The sequence below is a fragment of the Sphingobacterium sp. UBA1897 genome, from assembly GCF_002337775.1.
Taxonomy (GTDB): Bacteria; Bacteroidota; Bacteroidia; order Sphingobacteriales; family Sphingobacteriaceae; genus Sphingobacterium; species Sphingobacterium siyangense.
In genome coordinates, this window is the sequence record NZ_DDGR01000006.1 from 123,647 (window position 1) to 140,520 (window position 16,874).

Below are 16,874 nucleotides of genomic sequence, written 5' to 3' on the forward strand. Positions count from 1 at the left end.
ATCAAGCTTTTTTTTGTAATTGGATAAGGAATATACTTTTCAGATTGGATTGCAACTTCGGGAGAATAATCACGAGGACCAATTCTTCCAGATAGGCCAAATAACTTACGGTTAGCATCAGGTGGAAATAAAAGCTGTTAAAACCGAATATAAAATAGCTAAAGATAAATATGCCCTGAAGATAGCCCGTTAATTTATAGGACCATAAATGGAAGCTGGGAAAGCGTTTAAATCGGATAAGAGCATAGATCTGGGGAACAATCCACAGGGCAATAAGTAGGATAAATTCGACTTTATAGGCCATTACAAATCCTTTTTCCAATGTTATCATGCCGATGAATGCCATGAGGTATGTTCCGATATCTGCGATCGAATCTATTTTGGCGCCAAATTCCGTCTGAAGGTTAAATAGCCTGGCGATTAATCCATCGAGGATATCGCTAATCAGGTTGATGGACAGCAATAGGATAAACAGATCCCTGTCTGCTGTTAAAAGGGCATAGCTGATAAAGGGTAATGCCAGTATACGATAGGCGGAAAGTGCATTGGGCACATTCCATCTGTTTTCTTTTTTAGTTTCCATTTTATAGTGATTTTTTTCTGCCTAATTTTTGATGTGCCTGTGTAAAATGACCTGCCGAAAGGGCCGCGGCAATAGATAATTCTCCGGCGAGCGCAAGGGCTGCAGCTATTTCGGCATATTTTATGGCCTTCCCTTCGCCATAACAGTCCATCATTTCCAGGCACTCTCTTTGGGTCGGAAGTGCTGTTCCACCACCGATAGTGCCGACAATAAGATTGGGTAAAGTGACGGCTGCATAGAGTGATCCGTCTTTATTCTGCTCTATTCGCGTGATACCCGTTGCCGCTTCGGCAACACAGGCGACATCCTGGCCCGTTGCCAAAAACAACGCGGCCAATCCATTGGCATAATGCCCCTGTGCACCTATAGCTCCACTTTGGATAACACCCATGGTGGACGTACGCCAATAGCGATCCATCAGCTCGGCTGAAGTTTTAAGGATTTCGGACACGATGCTGGCCGGTAATGTTATTTCAGCGGTTACCTTTTTACCCCTGACATGATTGAAAGCTGCGGCGGTCGCTTTTTTGTCTCCCGAGCTGTTTCCCTCAATAAACCAGTGACTGGGCTTAATAGGACAAGAGTCAATCATAAACCGGCAGATGGCCTCTGTGCAGATAGTAACCATATTCTGGCCAGCCGCATCCGAAGTGAAATATTCAAAAGATATGGTTAAATGGTTGCCTTCAATCTGTATGCGGGTATCGGTTAACTTAGCAAATCTGCTTGTGCGTTTGACGATTTCCTGAAAGTTTTCTTTCTCTGCGAGGAACCAGGAAACGAAAAGACTTAAATCTTTGATGTTCTCAAATTTGAATACGGGGCTTCTCTGAACTCCTTCTTGCAGGCAGATCGAGGTAATCCCGCCAGCGAGCAAACAGGCTTTAGATCCGCGGTGATAGGATGCAACCAATGCACCCTCAGTTGTGGCAAGGGGAATATGGTAATTTCCGTTGGCTGAAGTGCCATGAACTTTAAGGGGGCCGATGACACCTGTAGGGACTTGACTCATGCCGATGAAGTTTTCAATGTTGCCCTGGAAGAGCGATGGCGATAGACGGGTGTCTGTCAAGATCGGGAATCGGCTTGCTAATTCCTCTTGTTTATTTATTACGGTTTTCATAGCTGGCTTTTAATAAAATATATGTTTATTGTCTTCCAAATTTATTGTGATAATCGCAGTTAAAATTGTGGGAAACAATAATATAAATTTTTATTTTTGTGATTATCGCAAATAATAATTGGCTTATGTATCAGGAAAAGTTGATTCAGGAAATACAGCGGAAAATTGATCCCTCGAAATCTCTTATTGAGGTGATTGCAGACGCGCTTGATATTAGTTATGATGCGGCGCACCGCAGAATTTCAATGAAGAGCAAATTTTCAATAGGAGAGACGGTGCAGCTTGCAAATCGCTTTTCAATTTCTTTGGATAAGCTATTTCAGCAAAGTGATCACATCTTAGTAAAAAAAACAGCGGAAATCCAGTCCTTTAATGATCTGTCAAATTATCTGGAGCATTCGTTTAAATCGTTAACGGAGTTTGAACCCAATCTTCAGACTTACCTGTATTACTCGGCAAAGGATATTCCGATCTTTTATACCATCAATACAGGGCTTTTGTCTATATTCAAAAAATATGTATGGCTCAATTTGTTGAGTCCAGACGGTTTGGAATTGTCTTTCGAATCTTTTTTGTCGAAAACACCCATCGATAGTAGAGGCCAGAAGCTTTACGATTATTATTCGTCCATCCGGGTGAAAGAGATCTGGAATGATACCACAATTAACAGTACACTCCAGCAGATCATCTATTTTTCCCAGACCGGCTTACTGACCGCCGAAAACGGAAAAATGCTCTGTGAGCAGCTTAAAGAACTGCTGTTTTCACTGGAGAAAAGTTGTGCGCCAAACAATGACCAGTACCAGCTGTACTACCATGAGCTATTGATTTTAAATAATAATGTCCTAGTTGGAAATAACGACAGAAAGTCATTATTCGTTCCGCATACGATGCTGGGCTATTTCATTACCAATGATAAAGACAGCTGTCGACACGCCTTCAATTTCTATCAGCATCAGCTCAAAAATTCCAGGTTATTAAATACGGCCGGAACACGGGACAAGAAAATGTTTTTTAACAAGGTTTACCAAAAGATTGATCGCTATAAAGCACAGGTAAGTGCGGATAATGAAATGTAAGAAGAGAGAGCGATTGGTACATCGTTAAGGTTGAATTTGGGGAAACAGTCCATTTTAAAATGCTGTGGTGTATGGCAAGTTACGAAATATCACTCAACTTCATCTTTACTGCCAGGATGTGTTTGCAGAGGCCCCTGTTTGTCCGGTTATTTGTAAACCAGGTACAGGTACATTGCAGATCATTTCCTTTACCGGCGACAATATGGCTCAGGTCAGCACTGCCTTTTACTTCGGCCTTAATACCATTTTTGTCATGCTGCAGGAGCAGCACAGCATCTTCATCAATCAACTTAACGGCATTTTGCAACCTTGGATTAAAGCGTTTTAAGCGTGAAAGTTTGAATGGAAGTTTTCTGTAAAAATAATTGTTGCTCCACAAATCGTAACCCAATAATCCCATACTGGATAATGAGGCCTGCATGGTTTCCATGGTGCCGAACTGAATGTCATGTTCTATGGAAAGTAGCGTAGGTTGAAAAACCTCATTGGTTTTAAAATAATTATTGATACCCAAGAGCCATTCTTCCGGCAGTTGAACAAGCAGGTTTTCGATATGCTTACTTTCACCAGAAAAACCTCGATAGACGCTTTCGGAAAGTAGAAACAGCATTTGTATGTCCTTGAAATCAAGTACTACCGCTGTACTTTGCTGATCTTCGTGTTTATAGAATGACACACTGTCTACATGTATAAGGAGGTTTTCGATCAGATTGAGCCGATGAATGCCACCTATTTTTAAACTGTTAGGCTTGGCAACAGCAGAAAAAGTATAGCTGTTGCCCGATTTAGATAAAAAGTATTCGGGCTTAACCGCGCTTTTAGGTATAGCTTTAAAGAGCTGCAATGCTTCAATTCTGTTCAATTGAAAGGCAAGCTCCATTTGCGATAAGTAGACCTGGACATTGCCCAATCCTTTAATCCAGCGATCGGGCAAACTCACTTTTTTTTCTGTAGTCTCTGCGCGTGCAGTGATGACCCTCAGCTCATTGGAACCTACACCGACGATCAATTTATCGGTGCGGCCAACGGAATTGAAAGCCCGGATCGTTACATCGTTAAAATCAACATTGGTGCAGCCAGCTTGAATAAACTCTCCGTCAATTCCTGTTTGCAGCACGTCAATGCGCGCGTAAACACTGTTGCAGGATGAAAATGCTTCAAAATGAAGCTGGCCATTACCGACAGAAACGATCGGGTCGCGCATATTGATGCGCTGATCTGGGCTAATTGCAAAATGAGAACGTACCGTTTTACCGAGTGTACTTAAACATTTTGAAGCAACAAATGAATTGATAATGCTGCCATAAAAGAAGCAGGGAACCTGATTGTCCTGTTCGATTTCAGAACAATGCGCCAGGATGAACGATTTATCCTTACTCCCCATAGCGATCGTAGAAGTATGTTGATACTGATATTCAAAGTCTACATTCATTTGCGTTTTACTTTACTTAAAAATATCGGATTTACTTCCCTTTGAAGTTGGGCCGAAACCTCGACATAATGAGCGACCAATTTCTTGCTGTTTACAGGGAGACTTTCGCCATCCAGATGTTCCAAGGTTTTTTCCAGACATACGAATTGGAACTTTTTGATCTGCTGTGCTACAAATGGGCGATCTAAATATTCGATAAACCTGTTAACAGGTGCATATCCGGCAGCAAGTAGCCTACCGATGATATCAGCAAGGTAGGAAAGATCCTGTTTTTTATTTAAAAGTGCAAACTGCACATATTCTGTCGCCAGATCTCTTGAGATCTTCTTTTCAAACAATAAACAAACAGCAATATAGAGCCATCCGCTGCCCCGTACCTCCAGGCGATTATCCATCACGAACTGCATCGGGTATAGGCAGTTTTCCATGTCCGGGACTTCATTTCCTGAAGCGGTGTCTGGGATATAGCGGCATAACAGCGGACCAATGTATTGAGGTGTTAAGCTGAGTTGAAAGGCAATGGCTTCTCGAAATGCCGTCGAAAAAGGTGCTGTATGATAGAATAACGGTGGGTAATGTTTGGTTTCTTCCTGTCTAATCCAGGTATAATTCCAGTTGTGTTCCAGAAACATTCTGTGCCAGGTTGCGTATTCGTTTTTGTCGACGACAATTTCGAATGTGATCTCAAATGGATTTACGACAGCGGGATAGCTTTTGGCTGAAGTATGTTCGAATTCCGAAAATACCTGATCGGGCTGTTTGATCCGTGTTACCTGCGCCCAGAGTGCCAATACATCTGCTGTGGGCTTAACCTGGTCTGTAGCTCCCAAAAAGTACTGCATCGCAGAAGCGTAATTTCCCTTTAAGGTCTTTACAAGACGAATAGTCTCTTCATCTGTTTGTTGATATAACAATCTGTTACAGGCGACGATTAGATCTTCTATTTCAATGGCAACCTTTTTTTGTTCATACGCGAGTAGGCGTTTTATCAGTACGTTAGGATGCAGGTAAAAGGGGAGGTGACTCGGTGTCGACAGAAATGGCAAGCTGTTGTTGCTGGCGAGTTTTTGTCGCATCCAATCTAGCTTATGCTGTGCAAAGGGAATACTATCACTTTTACGGCCAGTTTTTTCGCCGCTATCTTCGCCAATCCAATAGTGCGTAAAATCAGCGAAAGAGCGCATGTAGTCAATGTCCCAAAAACGGCTGAACAGCTGTTTGCAATAGGGTTTCAATTGCTTTTTGTAGTCTTCAGGGATATCGTTCTGTAACTGATTCAGCCCTTCGAGGAAGAGGTCGAAATCTAAAGCAGACTTCGTTCTGATGAAATGACCGATCTGAAATAACAAAGCATCCCAAGTTGAAGGAATCGTGACCTGTTCCAGGTGTTCTGCCAACTCTTCAAACGCGGGGTCTGCCATGGCGGTATCTTCCACGACGGGAGTCGCCTGCGCCAAGCCGAGAACTTCGAGGGTCTTAAGTTTTAAATTAGTGCGGTGGGGTTCAACGATATCTTTCAGGACTTCCGGATCAGCCCGTTCTACTAAAAGCTGGGCACCTTTTTCCTGTACTTTTGAATCAGTCTGGAGTAACAGCATGGATAGATCTGCGGAAATGTCAAGCGATCTATATTCTTCTTTTTTCAGCAGGTGTTCGAGGATATCCAAGCACAGCAGCAGAGATTTTTCTATTTTCTCCTTTGGGAAAATAGTACTCACATGATCAATGAATCCATTTTCATCAAAACCTTCCATTTTATAGATTGTCTTGATCTGTCTGACCGAAAAATTAATAAGGCTTGTATTCGAGGTATTCAGTAGCGAAAACAAGAGCTGTTGTTGCTGTAGATAATCGTGTTGTGTTGTATTAAATATGCCCAAAAGTCGGATATGCCAATCTAAATGTGGCTTCTTCCAGTTATTGAGTAAGGATTCCATTAAATCTGGAATAATAGCGCGGTTAAATACATAGCCCTTCTCCTGCATGATCTGTATGACTTCGGTCCAATATTCAGTCACTTTTTTACAGACATATCCCGTACGTGCTTCCCATTTTGAAAGGTCGAGTACTGAAATTTCATAGCGGTGGAATTGTAGAAATACGTTGTCGATTACCGCAGGATTTTTCAATAAAAAATCGGCCTCCTCTTCTGTATTTCTGTCATGCGTATCTACTGTCAACAAACGAGCAACAAAATAGCTTTCATCAAAGGTGATCCAACCTTGTTGGTAAAATGCCCATAGTACCTTGAAATCAATACCATCGAAACGTTCCTTTTGTGAGGCCTTAACGATCTTATGCAGATAGTCGGGCAGAAAAAGCCGATAAAAGGCCATTAAGGGTTCTACGCCAATGGTTGGATTGCGTAAATAGGACCTCAATGGGCACAATTGCCAAGTTCCATTTAAGCGTTTAATTTTAGCGATATCCTCAAATTGGCGGGTACAGGCAATAAGTGCAAAATTGAGCGTGGCGTAGACCTGTTGACGGTTCTCGTAAAAATCAAGTCGTGCCGGTCCTTCTAAACTACCGTCGTCCTTTGCTAAAATATCGCGATCAATATCCAAGGCATGTAAATATGCTATAGTTGCTGCACGTTCATCGGGATTGAGCACTTTACAGTGGTTCAGCACTTCTACCCAATTTTTGTCTCTGATATACTGTTTGAGGTTATTCATACGGTTAATTAAACATTCAAAAATATCATAAATCTGACGGGCTTCTATAAAAAATGTTTTTTTCTTTCGTTGGTATTAATCCACTCCCCGGGTATACATGGGGATCTTATAGATGGCTGTTGAAGCAGTGATAAATAGATCCGTACGATCTTTACCTCCAAAACAGACATTGGATGTCCATGGTTCATTTACTTCAATATGGCCGATCAGCAGGCCTTTCGGACTATAAATAAAAACGCCTTTGCCTGTCAGATAAATATTTCCGTGATGGTCCAATGTCATCCCGTCAGATCCCTGATCGATAAGCGCTGTCTGTCCGCTGAGCTTGCCGTCAGATTCAATGGTGTACCTATACGTTTTATTCCGTTCGATATCTGCGACATAGAGGTATCTTCCATCGGGCGAGCCGACAATGCCGTTCGGCTTGCTTACATCATCAGCTACTACGATGGGTTTTTTCGCTTTTCCTGGAGGAAGGTAGTAGACTTTCTGCCCCGCTATTTCTGGCTTTTTCCGGGTCCAATAATCGCGCAGATAAAAGGGGTCTGTAAAGTAGATGCCACCTTTCTTGTCTGCCCAAATATCATTTGGACCATTCAGTTTCTTTCCGTCGATAGCGGTCAGCAGGACGGTAACCTGACCATCTTTGCTGATTGACCAGATCTCGTTCTTTTCGTCGGCACAGGCAAGGAGCTGACCCTGATGGTTAAAGTACAATCCATTTGCGCGGCCTGCAGAATCTTTAAAAAGCGAAAGTTGCCCTTTGGTGCTATATTTCCAGATTTTGTTATTGGGCTGGTCGGTAAAATAGATGTCCCCGGCTTTGTCCACTGCCGGCCCTTCGGTAAAGGCAAACTGTCGGGCTATTAATTTTAGGCTGTCCTGATGAAACAACTGTGCGCTGAGGTCTAAGCCATTTAAGGAGAAGAGTACGGACAGCAGGAGTGTAGGCCAGTGCCTGCGAGAATGAGCTGAATGGAACATATCAACTAATTTATCAATTTTCTGGCAATAAATAATTTTCTTGGGCTATACCACCTGGCCTTTGTAATATTTCTTTCTTAACCAAAAAGCTACATTGACCAAGGCAATCAATGCAGGCACTTCCACGAGTGGACCGATAACACCGGCAAATGCCTGGCCACTGTTGATGCCGAAGACCCCAATAGCAACTGCAATAGCCAACTCAAAATTATTACCGGAAGCTGTAAAAGAAATGGCTGCATTTTTGGAATAATCTGCGCCCATTCGTTTACCGATAAAAAAGCTCACCAGGAACATAATGGCAAAATAGATCACCAAAGGAATCGCAATTCTGACAACGTCCATAGGAATCTGAACGATCAGTTCACCTTTCAGGCTGAACATGATTACAATTGTAAATAATAACGCGATTAAGGTGATGGGAGAGATGAGCGGTACAAATTTGCTTTGGAACCATTCTTCTCCATTTAACTTAATCAGGCCATAACGGCTGATTATGCCCATTGCAAAGGGAATGCCCAAATAAATTCCAACACTTTCCGCAATCTGACCGATCGAAATATTGACATCAAGACCTTTCATCCCAAATACTGGGGGCAGAACGGTGATAAAGATATAAGCATAGACGCTGTACAATAAAACCTGAAAAATGCTATTGAGGGCGATGAGTCCAGCAGCATACTCGCGGTTTCCTTCTGCCAGCTCATTCCATACAACGACCATTGCAATGCAGCGGGCTAGCCCGATAAGAATAAGGCCGATCATATATCCGGGGTAGCCCCGAAGAAATACAATCGCCAGGATAAACATTAAAATAGGCCCTATGATCCAGTTCAGGAGTAGGGAAGCCCCCAGTACCTTTGTGTCCTTAAATACGTTGCCCATATTTTCATATTTCACCTTGGCAAGTGGTGGATACATCATCAGGATCAGGCCAATGGCAAGTGGAATATTGGTGGTGCCGCTTGAGAAAGAATTGATAAAATCAGACGAAGACGGGAAAAGGAATCCAATAGATACTCCGATTGCCATCGCCAGGAAAATCCATAAGGTAAGGTATCGGTCGAGGAAACTCAATTTTTTCCTTTCATGTGCTGGGGCGCAGTTGTTGGCTGACATATTTTTTTGTTAGTGGGTATGTTTATTTGTCGAGATTTTCCGCTACAAATTCAGCACTGTATGTTTTGATAAGATCACGTACCCTTCTGAATTCATTCATAACTTCTTCCTCCGTCCCGGTAGCTTTTGCCGGGTCTGGGAAATTGTAATGTAGTTTTTTAGCCCTTGAAGGAAAATATGGACAACTCTCTTTGGCATTATCACAGACCGTAATTACATGGTCAAAGTCTATTGCCGCATACTCATTGACATGATTAGAGGTGTGGGATGAGATATCAATGCCGGCTTCAGCCATAACCTGAATAGCTTTAGGGTTAACGCCATGCGTTTCTATGCCGGCGCTATAAACCTCGGCTCGGCTACCTGCGAAATGTCTTAAAAATCCTTCTGCAATTTGGCTGCGGCAACTGTTGCCGGTGCAGAGTACCAATATTTTTTCCATTTTTTAATGTTTTGATTAGCAGCAGCCGCCACCAGGTTTACAAACGGGTCCATCAGCAGCCAGATTAACCATTTCCAGCTTTACAGGTTCGGCTTTAGCAACGGGTGCGCAGCATTCTTCTCCATCTGAAGTGGTGCCACAGCTTCCTCCACGGTTAATGGCTTTGCACTGGGTATAATCTGGAGTAAGGTTAACGATTAAATCTTGTCCGGATACGGTAAAATTACCCGGATACATTTGGCGTGTATCGAACTGCGAGTTGCCAAATTCAATTTTTACAATAGCATTGGGATTAAGCGGCAATTTCTTTTCAACGATATCTACGATAGACATCGCTTTACTTGCCTGCATTGCACGGCCTTCTTCTGTTTCCCTTGGTTCCCATAGTTGGACAATGATTTCAGTCCAGGAGTTCATTACGCCACCACAATCGACGGATACGATAGGAGCCTGTTTGATTTCTGTAATATGGTAGGAGGGATCTACCCATTTACCTGCTGCATATTCAAATTGTAAAATTTGATTCGGGTTTTGCTGGAGCTGCGTTTTAAACGTTTCCCAGCTGATAAATGCGGAGTTGTTCATGTTATATTGCAATTTAACGATTAATTGATGTAAATTTTTTTAGCAACAGTTTGTGTTCTCTTTATAAGAGTCAAAGAAAGCTGCCAGGTTTGTTTTCAATAATTTCCAGGCTTTCGGTTCAATGCAATAGCATACCCGTACACCCTCAATGGTGCCCTGGATAATACCCGCATTCTTCAATTCTTTAAGGTGCTGGGAAATTGTTGGCTGTGCCAATCCTAGTTCCTCAACCAAATCACCACAGATACACGAATTTGCACGGATGATGGATTGAAGGATCGCAATACGGGCAGGATGGCCCAACGCTTTGAGCATTGTGGCGAGCTGATTCTGCTCTTCTGTGAATATTTCTGTCTTAGTAAGTCCCATAATGTTATTGCAATATTACGATTAATTTTTCTAAAATCCCAAATTGGAAACATAAAAATTATGTTACGATGATATTAATCGTAGTATTGCGCTCAAATCGAACTCGAAATGGCCTAATATTAAATTTGGGGCAAAGGGTTTATATTGGTATAAAAAAAAAGAGACAACCGATATTCGGCGTCTCTTTTTGTACCTAGGGCGGGAATCGAACCCGCACTCCCTTAACGGGAACAGGATTTTAAGTCCTGCGTGTCTACCAGTTCCACCACCTAGGCAGGTGAGCGAAAAACGAGATTCGAACTCGCGACCCCAACCTTGGCAAGGTTGTGCTCTACCAGCTGAGCTATTTTCGCATTGGAATTATTATTCTTTCAATCTGTCAGAACCTTGCGTTCTTCCTTTTTGGTGGTGCCAGCTGGATTCGAACCAGCGACACAAGGATTTTCAGTCCTTTGCTCTACCAACTGAGCTATGGCACCTTTTCAATTTAGCTGTCTGCCTTATTGATGATGCAAATATAGACGGATTATTTGAATTACGAAAGCTAAAAGCGCTTTTTTTTGCGTTTAAACGCCAACCTGCTGATTTTTAAGGAAAAAAAATAAGGGGCTATTCGTGTAGAATAGCCCCTTTATAGGATTACTGGTCGAGTTGATTAAGACAATTTACCAACTTCTAATACCAAGTCAACGATTTTGTTTGAATATCCCCATTCGTTGTCATACCAAGATACAACTTTAACGAAGTTATCATTCAATGAAATTCCTGCTTTTGCATCGAAGATTGATGTACGTGCATCACCTAAGAAATCTGAAGAAACAACTTCGTCTTCAGTATAACCTAAGATACCTTTCAATTCGCCTTCAGAAGCTTCTTTCATTGCAGTTTTGATTTCTTCGTATGAAGCACCTTTGTTCAAACGTACTGTTAAGTCAACAACTGAAACGTCTGCTGTAGGAACGCGCAATGACATACCTGTCAATTTACCTTTCAATTCTGGAAGAACCAAACCTACTGCTTTAGCAGCACCTGTAGATGAAGGGATGATGTTTTGGTATGCACCACGACCACCTCTCCAGTCTTTTACTGAAGGACCGTCTACAGTTTTTTGTGTTGCTGTAACCGCGTGTACTGTTGTCATCAAACCTTCAACGATACCAAATTTATCGTTTAATACTTTAGCGATAGGCGCTAAACAGTTTGTAGTACATGAAGCGTTTGAAACGATGTGTTGATCAGCTTTCAATTCTTTGTGGTTTACACCCATTACGAAAGTAGGGGTGTCGTCTTTCGCTGGAGCAGACATTACCACTTTTTTAGCACCTGCATCGATGTGTTTTTGAGCCAACTCTTGAGTCAAGAAGAAACCTGTAGATTCGATGATTACTTCAGCACCTACTTCATTCCATTTCAAGTTTGCCGGATCTTTCTCAGCTGTAACACGGATAGTTTTTCCGTTAACAACCAAATTACCGTCTTTTACTTCTACAGAACCGTCAAATTTGCCATGTGTTGAATCATATTTCAACATATAAGCCATATAATCTGGTTCAACTAAGTCATTGATACCAACAATTTCAATTTCTGGACGATTGATAGCCGCTCTAAATGCTAAACGACCAATACGGCCAAATCCGTTAATTCCAATTTTCATATTCTTAATTTTTATTGATATAATATTTAATTAAATTATGTATCGGTTCTTTTACAACAGTACCAATACTGATATTAAATTCGTCTGTGGCAACTTCCCGAAGCAGGTGCTCATAATTAAACGCTACTGAACCTGTAAAGTTTACGTCACTGTCCGGATATTCTTTCATTAAGGGCTTGATGTAAGTTTTTATAAACGTACGAAGACCATTTTTAACCAATTGACTAATGAATAGATGATCTTTATTTTCGAGGACAAAGTCGGTAAATGAATTCAGAAAATTTGTCGGTTGTGGGGAAATATACACCCTTTCCAAAATGGTTTTCTTATCGATGTTAAATTCTCTTTCCAGTTTGTCCCGCAGATCAACAGGTAAGGTATCTGTCATATAATGTTTGAGCAACTGCTGGCTATTCCAGTTTGTCGCCCCTTCATCGGCCAGAATATAACCTAGACCATAGTTATTGTCAATGATTTTTTTCCCTGTATAATAAGCTGCATTTGATCCACTCCCAATGATACCAATGATTCCTCTTTCGTCGCCGAAAGTTGAAATTGCCGAAGCAATGACATCATGATCAACCCGTACGCGCGCATTGACGAAAAAACGTTCGAGAACGTTTTTTATTTTATCCTTACGTTCCTTCGACGAAGATCCCGCTCCAAAAAAATAGATCCGTCTGATTTTTTCGGCGTTGTTGATCAGGTTGGTGTTTTTATGTAAATGCTGTAGTATGGAGCGCTCATCTTGAAGATAAGGATTGATCCCGTTCATGCGGAACCCCGTAGTGATCCGCCCCTTGTCAGCCAATCTCCAGTCTGAGAATCGAGATCCACTATATACTACTGCTATCATGTCTGTTCAAATTATGATTATAAAATCTCAGCCATTTCCAATAAATCAGGGCTAAGTTTAATTTCCTTATTGCTGATTGCTTCTTCAATTGGAGTTGTCTTGATTTCATTACCACGAAGCCCAACAGTAACTCGTGTGTTTCCGGCCAATAATTCATTGACAGCAGCAAAGCCCAATCTACTCGCAAGCACGCGGTCGAAACTCGTTGGAGAACCACCTCGTTGCAAATGCCCTAATATACTAACTTTCGTGTCGTAATGATCAAACTTTTCTTTTACTTTTTTTGCGACATAATAAGCACCACCATTTTGGTCGCCCTCTGCAACAATAACAATAGATGACGATTTCTTTTTAATGGCGCCGTCTTCTAAATGACGGATTAAATCGTCAATGGCCGTTTCTTTCTCTGGAAGTAAGATTGCCTCGGCTCCGCCTGCAATACCTGCATTCAACGCAATACAACCTGAATCCCGGCCCATTACTTCAACAAAGAAAAGACGTTCATGTGACGCCGCAGTATCTCTGATTTTATCAATAGCTTCAATGACTGTATTGTTGGCCGTATCGTAACCGATGGTATAATCAGAACCGTAAAGGTCGTTATCTATTGTACCAGGTATACCTATAATAGGTATCTCAAATTCTTTGGAGAAAAAATTAGCCCCTGTAAAGGTGCCGTCACCACCAATAACCACCAATGCATCCACACCGGCAGCGATCAGGTTGTCATATCCTTTTCGACGGCCTTCCGGCGTCTTGAACTCCATGCAACGCGCTGTTTTTAGTATCGTACCACCACGTTGTATAATATTGCTGACCGAACGCGTATCCATTTCCATGAAATTTGCATCGATCAGACCTTGGTATCCTTGATAAATACCCGTTACTTGCAATCCCTTATGTAACGCTGTTCGAACAACAGCACGAATACAGGCATTCATACCGGGAGCATCACCTCCCGACGTTAATACACCTATTTTTTTAATTTCTTTTATCACACGCTATATTTTAGGTTTTACGAATATAAGATTTTTATAGTGTATATTCTACACTTTGAATAAATTTTTCAATATTTTTTTGCGCATCACGTTTAGGAAGCGTATAATTGTTACAGATAACCCGATGATTAGTAACCGCTAAATTTAGCTCAGTATATTGCACATAAATAAATTTAGAAGTTTTGTATAGTAATTTTACCGTTGACTGTGTCATATTAGGCTTTCACGAAGGAGAATTAAAAGTTCTTTTGGCCGAAAGAAATGAATATCCTTTTAAGGATTGGTGGGCATTGCCAGGTTTTTTCGTGGATAATGACGAAGAGATGGAAGATGCCGTAAAACGAATTTTGTATGAGAATACAGGTTTGAAAGATGTATTTATGGATCAACTGCATTCCTTTGCCGGATTAAAACGGCATCCAAAGGGGCGCATTCTGACGGTGGCCTATTACGCCCTCGTGCAGCTGGATAATACCAAATTGAAAACCAAGCCTGTTACAAATTATATGAAACAGGCGAAGTGGTTTCCCGTTCGGAATGTACCTGAACTGGCATTTGACCATAAGCAGATTTTGGACCTCTGTCTGGAGCGATTGCAGCGGCGCCTTGCTTATAAGCCGATTGCTTTTGAGCTGCTACCCGAAAAATTTACCCTCACCCAGTTACAGCTGGTGTATGAGGGAATCTTGAATAAACCACTCGATAAACGCAATTTTAGAAAGAAAATGCAAAATTATGGCTTTCTAAAAGAGCTCGACGAAGTGCAGACTGGAGTTGCCTATCGCGCAGCACGGCTCTATAAACTGGATAAACGAAAATTCTTAAAACATTTTCAGAACACGGTCGCATTCTAACAGATCTGTTCGTATAATAAAAGGCAAACTCGAGAGTTTGCCTTTTTTGTTGTCAGGTTAATATCAAAATTATTACAATTTCAAAATTTATTTTGCCCAAGATGTTACTTTTTATATTTTTGAACAATTTTTGACAAAAGTCAGAAAGTAGAAAGGAGTTTTTTGAAGAATGGAAGATAGAAAAGATCAAATCATTCATGCAGCGATAAGACGCTTTATGCATTACGGTTTTAGTAAGACTACGATGAATGAAATTGCGGAGGATATAAAAATTACCAAAGCGAATTTGTACTACTATTATTCGGAAAAGAATGCACTTATACGGGATGTGATTGTGCGTTTGACAGATGAATATAGGGAAGAGGAGGAGAAGATGGTGGCTGTGCATGTGGGCACCACTTACGAGCTGATCATGAAAATACTGGAACTGCGCGATGCATTTGTCCGTAAATACTATATGTTGCACATGAACGAAAATCTGGAATGGATCAAGGGACTTTCCATGCAGGATTTTTTTCAATGTCTCCACGACCGCGATGTGAAAGCCTTGTTTGAGATCCTTCAGATCGGTGCCGAAAAAGGTGAAATCGATGGGGAGCATCTCTATGAAACAGCCGAAATCTATGTGGAATTGATGAAAAGCTTATCCTTGATGTGCAATATTTCCGATATCATTTCGGGGATTCCAAATCAGGATCGGTTTGATGAAGTATTGCAGAAACAAAAGCTGGCTACCAAGCTGTTTTTTAATGGTATAAATAAAAAGTAGATATAAAATTAGGACAAATAAATTAGGAATGAAAACAATCAGAATACTAGCCAGCCTTTTATTAGGTACGATGGTTTTCCAGAGTCATGCACAGCAACAATTGAGCTTAAGTGATGCGATTAAATTTGCTTTGCAGAACAAAAAGGAAGCTAAAAAGGCAAAGTTAGATCTCGAAAACTCGCAATACCAGATTGATGAGGTTAGGGGTAGCGCGTTGCCACAAATTACAGCAAATGGTTCCTTAAAATACAATGTGTTAATTCCAGAAATGGTATTGGAAGCCGGTGGTCAGACTCAAAAGATTAAAATGGGACAACCCTGGAATTCAACAGCAGTGGTTTCTCTGAATCAGCAGCTTTTTAATCAATCAATCTTTACAGGGTTGAAAGCTGCTAAGACAACAAAAGAGTTTTACCAAATAAATGCGCAGTTAACAGATGAACAGGTGATCGAAAAAGTAGCAAATGCTTACTATGATATCTACCAAGAACATCTGAAACTTCAAACGATAGAAAATAACTTGCAAAGTACCACAAAAACGAAAGATGTGACGGAAGGACTTGTGAAAGCTGGGCTTGCAAAAAAAATAGATTTGGATCGCTTGGTGGTCAATGTGAATAACCTGGAGGCACAGAAACAACAAACAACCAACGCCGTACAGATCAAAGAAAATGCATTGAAATTCGCAATCGGGAAGCCGATCGAGGAAGACATTGAATTATCTGAAGAGACTTTTGATATTAATGCAGCATTGGCCGTGGAATCGGATAATGTAGAAAATAGGACCGAGGTGCAGTTGATGAAGAAGCAAATTGAACTTTACGAACTGAATAAGAAATCGAAAGTTGCTGATCTATACCCTAAATTATCCTTAGGTGGAGATTTTGGTTTTAATGGATTTGGTAAAGGGTTTCCTATTGGTGGTGATTTTAGCTGGCCAAAGACCTCGAGCATAGGTTTAAATCTTTCGGTGCCAATCTTCACGGGAGGTACAACAAGAGCAAGAATCAACCAGGCGGACATTCAGATTAGACAAGCACAGGTTGATCTTGAAGATACCAAACTTGGCCTAAATCTAGCGAAAGAAAATGCCAAATCACAGATCAAGATCAGTTTGCTGACGATCGACAATAATCGCCGGAATGTTAAATTGGCTAAAGGTGTTCTAGATGATACAAAAAACAATTTTAACAATGGTTTAGCAACTTTAACAGAATTACTTGACGCTGAAAAAGCACTAGCTGATGCAGAAAATAATCTAAATACGAGTTTGTTGAACTATAAAGTAGCCGAAGTACAGATTATTAAGGCGAACGGCGAATTAAAATCACTAATTAAAGAATAATTGA

The 16,874-nt window shown here is 41.1% G+C and carries 16 protein-coding genes and 3 tRNA genes; 4 read left to right on the forward strand and 15 right to left on the reverse strand.

Features of this window, described 5'->3' with window-relative positions:
• Position 1 precedes the first annotated feature (1 nt).
• Positions 2-583: a CDP-alcohol phosphatidyltransferase family protein gene (locus B4N43_RS04845; RefSeq protein ID WP_120334051.1), complete on the reverse strand. Its 582-nt coding sequence runs from the start codon at positions 581-583 to the stop codon at positions 2-4.
• Between the two features lies 1 nt (position 584).
• A complete protein-coding gene (locus B4N43_RS04850) occupies positions 585-1,706 on the reverse strand; it encodes a hydroxymethylglutaryl-CoA reductase (protein WP_286733202.1) in 1,122 nt (373 codons plus the stop codon).
• Positions 1,707-1,831: 125 nt separating this feature from the next.
• Here B4N43_RS04850 and B4N43_RS04855 point away from each other — a divergent pair, with 125 nt between their 5' ends.
• Positions 1,832-2,785 carry a hypothetical protein gene (locus B4N43_RS04855; RefSeq protein ID WP_286733204.1) on the forward strand — a complete coding sequence of 318 codons (954 nt, stop codon included), beginning with the start codon at positions 1,832-1,834 and terminating at the stop codon, positions 2,783-2,785.
• Positions 2,786-2,864: 79 nt separating this feature from the next.
• Here the strand turns inward: B4N43_RS04855 and B4N43_RS04860 are convergent, their stop codons facing one another.
• From B4N43_RS04860 to pfkA, 13 genes are all read right to left on the reverse strand, one after another.
• Positions 2,865-4,217, reverse strand: a complete 1,353-nt coding sequence (locus B4N43_RS04860) for an SWIM zinc finger family protein (RefSeq protein ID WP_286733205.1) — start codon at positions 4,215-4,217, stop codon at positions 2,865-2,867.
• Positions 4,214-6,895 (reverse strand): DUF6493 family protein, encoded by a 2,682-nt coding sequence (locus B4N43_RS04865; RefSeq protein ID WP_286733206.1) that lies wholly within the window; start codon positions 6,893-6,895, stop codon positions 4,214-4,216. The genes B4N43_RS04860 and B4N43_RS04865 overlap by 4 nt, the downstream gene beginning before the upstream one ends.
• A 75-nt stretch (positions 6,896-6,970) precedes the next feature.
• Complete coding sequence (locus tag B4N43_RS04870) at positions 6,971-7,879, reverse strand: SMP-30/gluconolactonase/LRE family protein (RefSeq protein WP_286733208.1); 909 nt, start codon at positions 7,877-7,879, stop codon at positions 6,971-6,973.
• A gap of 45 nt (positions 7,880-7,924) precedes the next feature.
• Positions 7,925-8,998, reverse strand: a complete 1,074-nt coding sequence (gene arsB, locus B4N43_RS04875) for an ACR3 family arsenite efflux transporter (protein WP_286733209.1) — start codon at positions 8,996-8,998, stop codon at positions 7,925-7,927.
• Between the two features lie 22 nt (positions 8,999-9,020).
• Positions 9,021-9,440, reverse strand: coding sequence for an arsenate reductase ArsC (locus B4N43_RS04880; protein ID WP_248931759.1), 420 nt, complete (start codon positions 9,438-9,440; stop codon positions 9,021-9,023).
• A 15-nt stretch (positions 9,441-9,455) separates the two neighbouring features.
• Positions 9,456-10,025: a DUF6428 family protein gene (locus B4N43_RS04885; protein ID WP_286733212.1), complete on the reverse strand. Its 570-nt coding sequence runs from the start codon at positions 10,023-10,025 to the stop codon at positions 9,456-9,458.
• 39 nt (positions 10,026-10,064) lie between these two features.
• Positions 10,065-10,394 (reverse strand): ArsR/SmtB family transcription factor, encoded by a 330-nt coding sequence (locus B4N43_RS04890; protein ID WP_075992909.1) that lies wholly within the window; start codon positions 10,392-10,394, stop codon positions 10,065-10,067.
• A 190-nt stretch (positions 10,395-10,584) separates the two neighbouring features.
• Positions 10,585-10,669 (reverse strand) — tRNA-Leu (locus B4N43_RS04895).
• A gap of 5 nt (positions 10,670-10,674) precedes the next feature.
• Positions 10,675-10,747, reverse strand: a tRNA-Gly gene (locus B4N43_RS04900).
• 50 nt (positions 10,748-10,797) lie between these two features.
• Positions 10,798-10,873: transfer RNA gene (locus tag B4N43_RS04905), tRNA-Phe, on the reverse strand.
• A gap of 176 nt (positions 10,874-11,049) precedes the next feature.
• Complete coding sequence (gap, locus tag B4N43_RS04910) at positions 11,050-12,048, reverse strand: type I glyceraldehyde-3-phosphate dehydrogenase (protein WP_070561154.1); 999 nt, start codon at positions 12,046-12,048, stop codon at positions 11,050-11,052.
• Between the two features lie 4 nt (positions 12,049-12,052).
• Complete coding sequence (locus B4N43_RS04915; protein WP_075992907.1) at positions 12,053-12,904, reverse strand: hypothetical protein; 852 nt, start codon at positions 12,902-12,904, stop codon at positions 12,053-12,055.
• A 17-nt stretch (positions 12,905-12,921) separates the two neighbouring features.
• Positions 12,922-13,902 carry a 6-phosphofructokinase gene (gene pfkA / locus B4N43_RS04920; protein ID WP_120334060.1) on the reverse strand — a complete coding sequence of 327 codons (981 nt, stop codon included), beginning with the start codon at positions 13,900-13,902 and terminating at the stop codon, positions 12,922-12,924.
• Positions 13,903-14,084: 182 nt separating this feature from the next.
• Here pfkA and B4N43_RS04925 point away from each other — a divergent pair, with 182 nt between their 5' ends.
• The 3 genes from B4N43_RS04925 to B4N43_RS04935 all read left to right on the forward strand — a co-directional run bounded on the left by B4N43_RS04925 (position 14,085) and on the right by B4N43_RS04935 (position 16,870).
• Complete coding sequence (locus tag B4N43_RS04925; RefSeq protein ID WP_075992906.1) at positions 14,085-14,756, forward strand: NUDIX hydrolase; 672 nt, start codon at positions 14,085-14,087, stop codon at positions 14,754-14,756.
• A 169-nt stretch (positions 14,757-14,925) separates the two neighbouring features.
• The gene (locus B4N43_RS04930; protein ID WP_088161779.1) at positions 14,926-15,525 is read left to right on the forward strand and encodes a TetR/AcrR family transcriptional regulator; all 600 of its coding nucleotides are present in this window, start codon (positions 14,926-14,928) and stop codon (positions 15,523-15,525) included.
• Positions 15,526-15,553: 28 nt separating this feature from the next.
• Positions 15,554-16,870, forward strand: a complete 1,317-nt coding sequence (locus B4N43_RS04935) for a TolC family protein (RefSeq protein WP_286733216.1) — start codon at positions 15,554-15,556, stop codon at positions 16,868-16,870.
• Positions 16,871-16,874 lie beyond the last annotated feature (4 nt).

Bases quoted from the DNA above. Each gene is read 5' to 3' on its own strand.
- B4N43_RS04850 (WP_286733202.1), bottom strand. From the start codon at position 1,706: ATGAAAACCGTAATAAATAAACAAGAGGAATTAGCAAGCCGATTCCCG.
- B4N43_RS04880 (WP_248931759.1), bottom strand. From the start codon at position 9,440: ATGGAAAAAATATTGGTACTCTGCACCGGCAACAGTTGCCGCAGCCAA.
- arsB (WP_286733209.1), bottom strand. From the start codon at position 8,998: ATGTCAGCCAACAACTGCGCCCCAGCACATGAAAGGAAAAAATTGAGT.
- B4N43_RS04860 (WP_286733205.1), bottom strand. From the start codon at position 4,217: ATGAATGTAGACTTTGAATATCAGTATCAACATACTTCTACGATCGCT.
- B4N43_RS04855 (WP_286733204.1), top strand. From the start codon at position 1,832: ATGTATCAGGAAAAGTTGATTCAGGAAATACAGCGGAAAATTGATCCC.
- B4N43_RS04890 (WP_075992909.1), bottom strand. From the start codon at position 10,394: ATGGGACTTACTAAGACAGAAATATTCACAGAAGAGCAGAATCAGCTC.
- B4N43_RS04935 (WP_286733216.1), top strand. From the start codon at position 15,554: ATGAAAACAATCAGAATACTAGCCAGCCTTTTATTAGGTACGATGGTT.
- gap (WP_070561154.1), bottom strand. From the start codon at position 12,048: ATGAAAATTGGAATTAACGGATTTGGCCGTATTGGTCGTTTAGCATTT.
- B4N43_RS04930 (WP_088161779.1), top strand. From the start codon at position 14,926: ATGGAAGATAGAAAAGATCAAATCATTCATGCAGCGATAAGACGCTTT.
- B4N43_RS04845 (WP_120334051.1), bottom strand. From the start codon at position 583: ATGGAAACTAAAAAAGAAAACAGATGGAATGTGCCCAATGCACTTTCC.
- B4N43_RS04885 (WP_286733212.1), bottom strand. From the start codon at position 10,025: ATGAACAACTCCGCATTTATCAGCTGGGAAACGTTTAAAACGCAGCTC.
- B4N43_RS04870 (WP_286733208.1), bottom strand. From the start codon at position 7,879: ATGTTCCATTCAGCTCATTCTCGCAGGCACTGGCCTACACTCCTGCTG.
- B4N43_RS04865 (WP_286733206.1), bottom strand. From the start codon at position 6,895: ATGAATAACCTCAAACAGTATATCAGAGACAAAAATTGGGTAGAAGTG.
- B4N43_RS04915 (WP_075992907.1), bottom strand. From the start codon at position 12,904: ATGATAGCAGTAGTATATAGTGGATCTCGATTCTCAGACTGGAGATTG.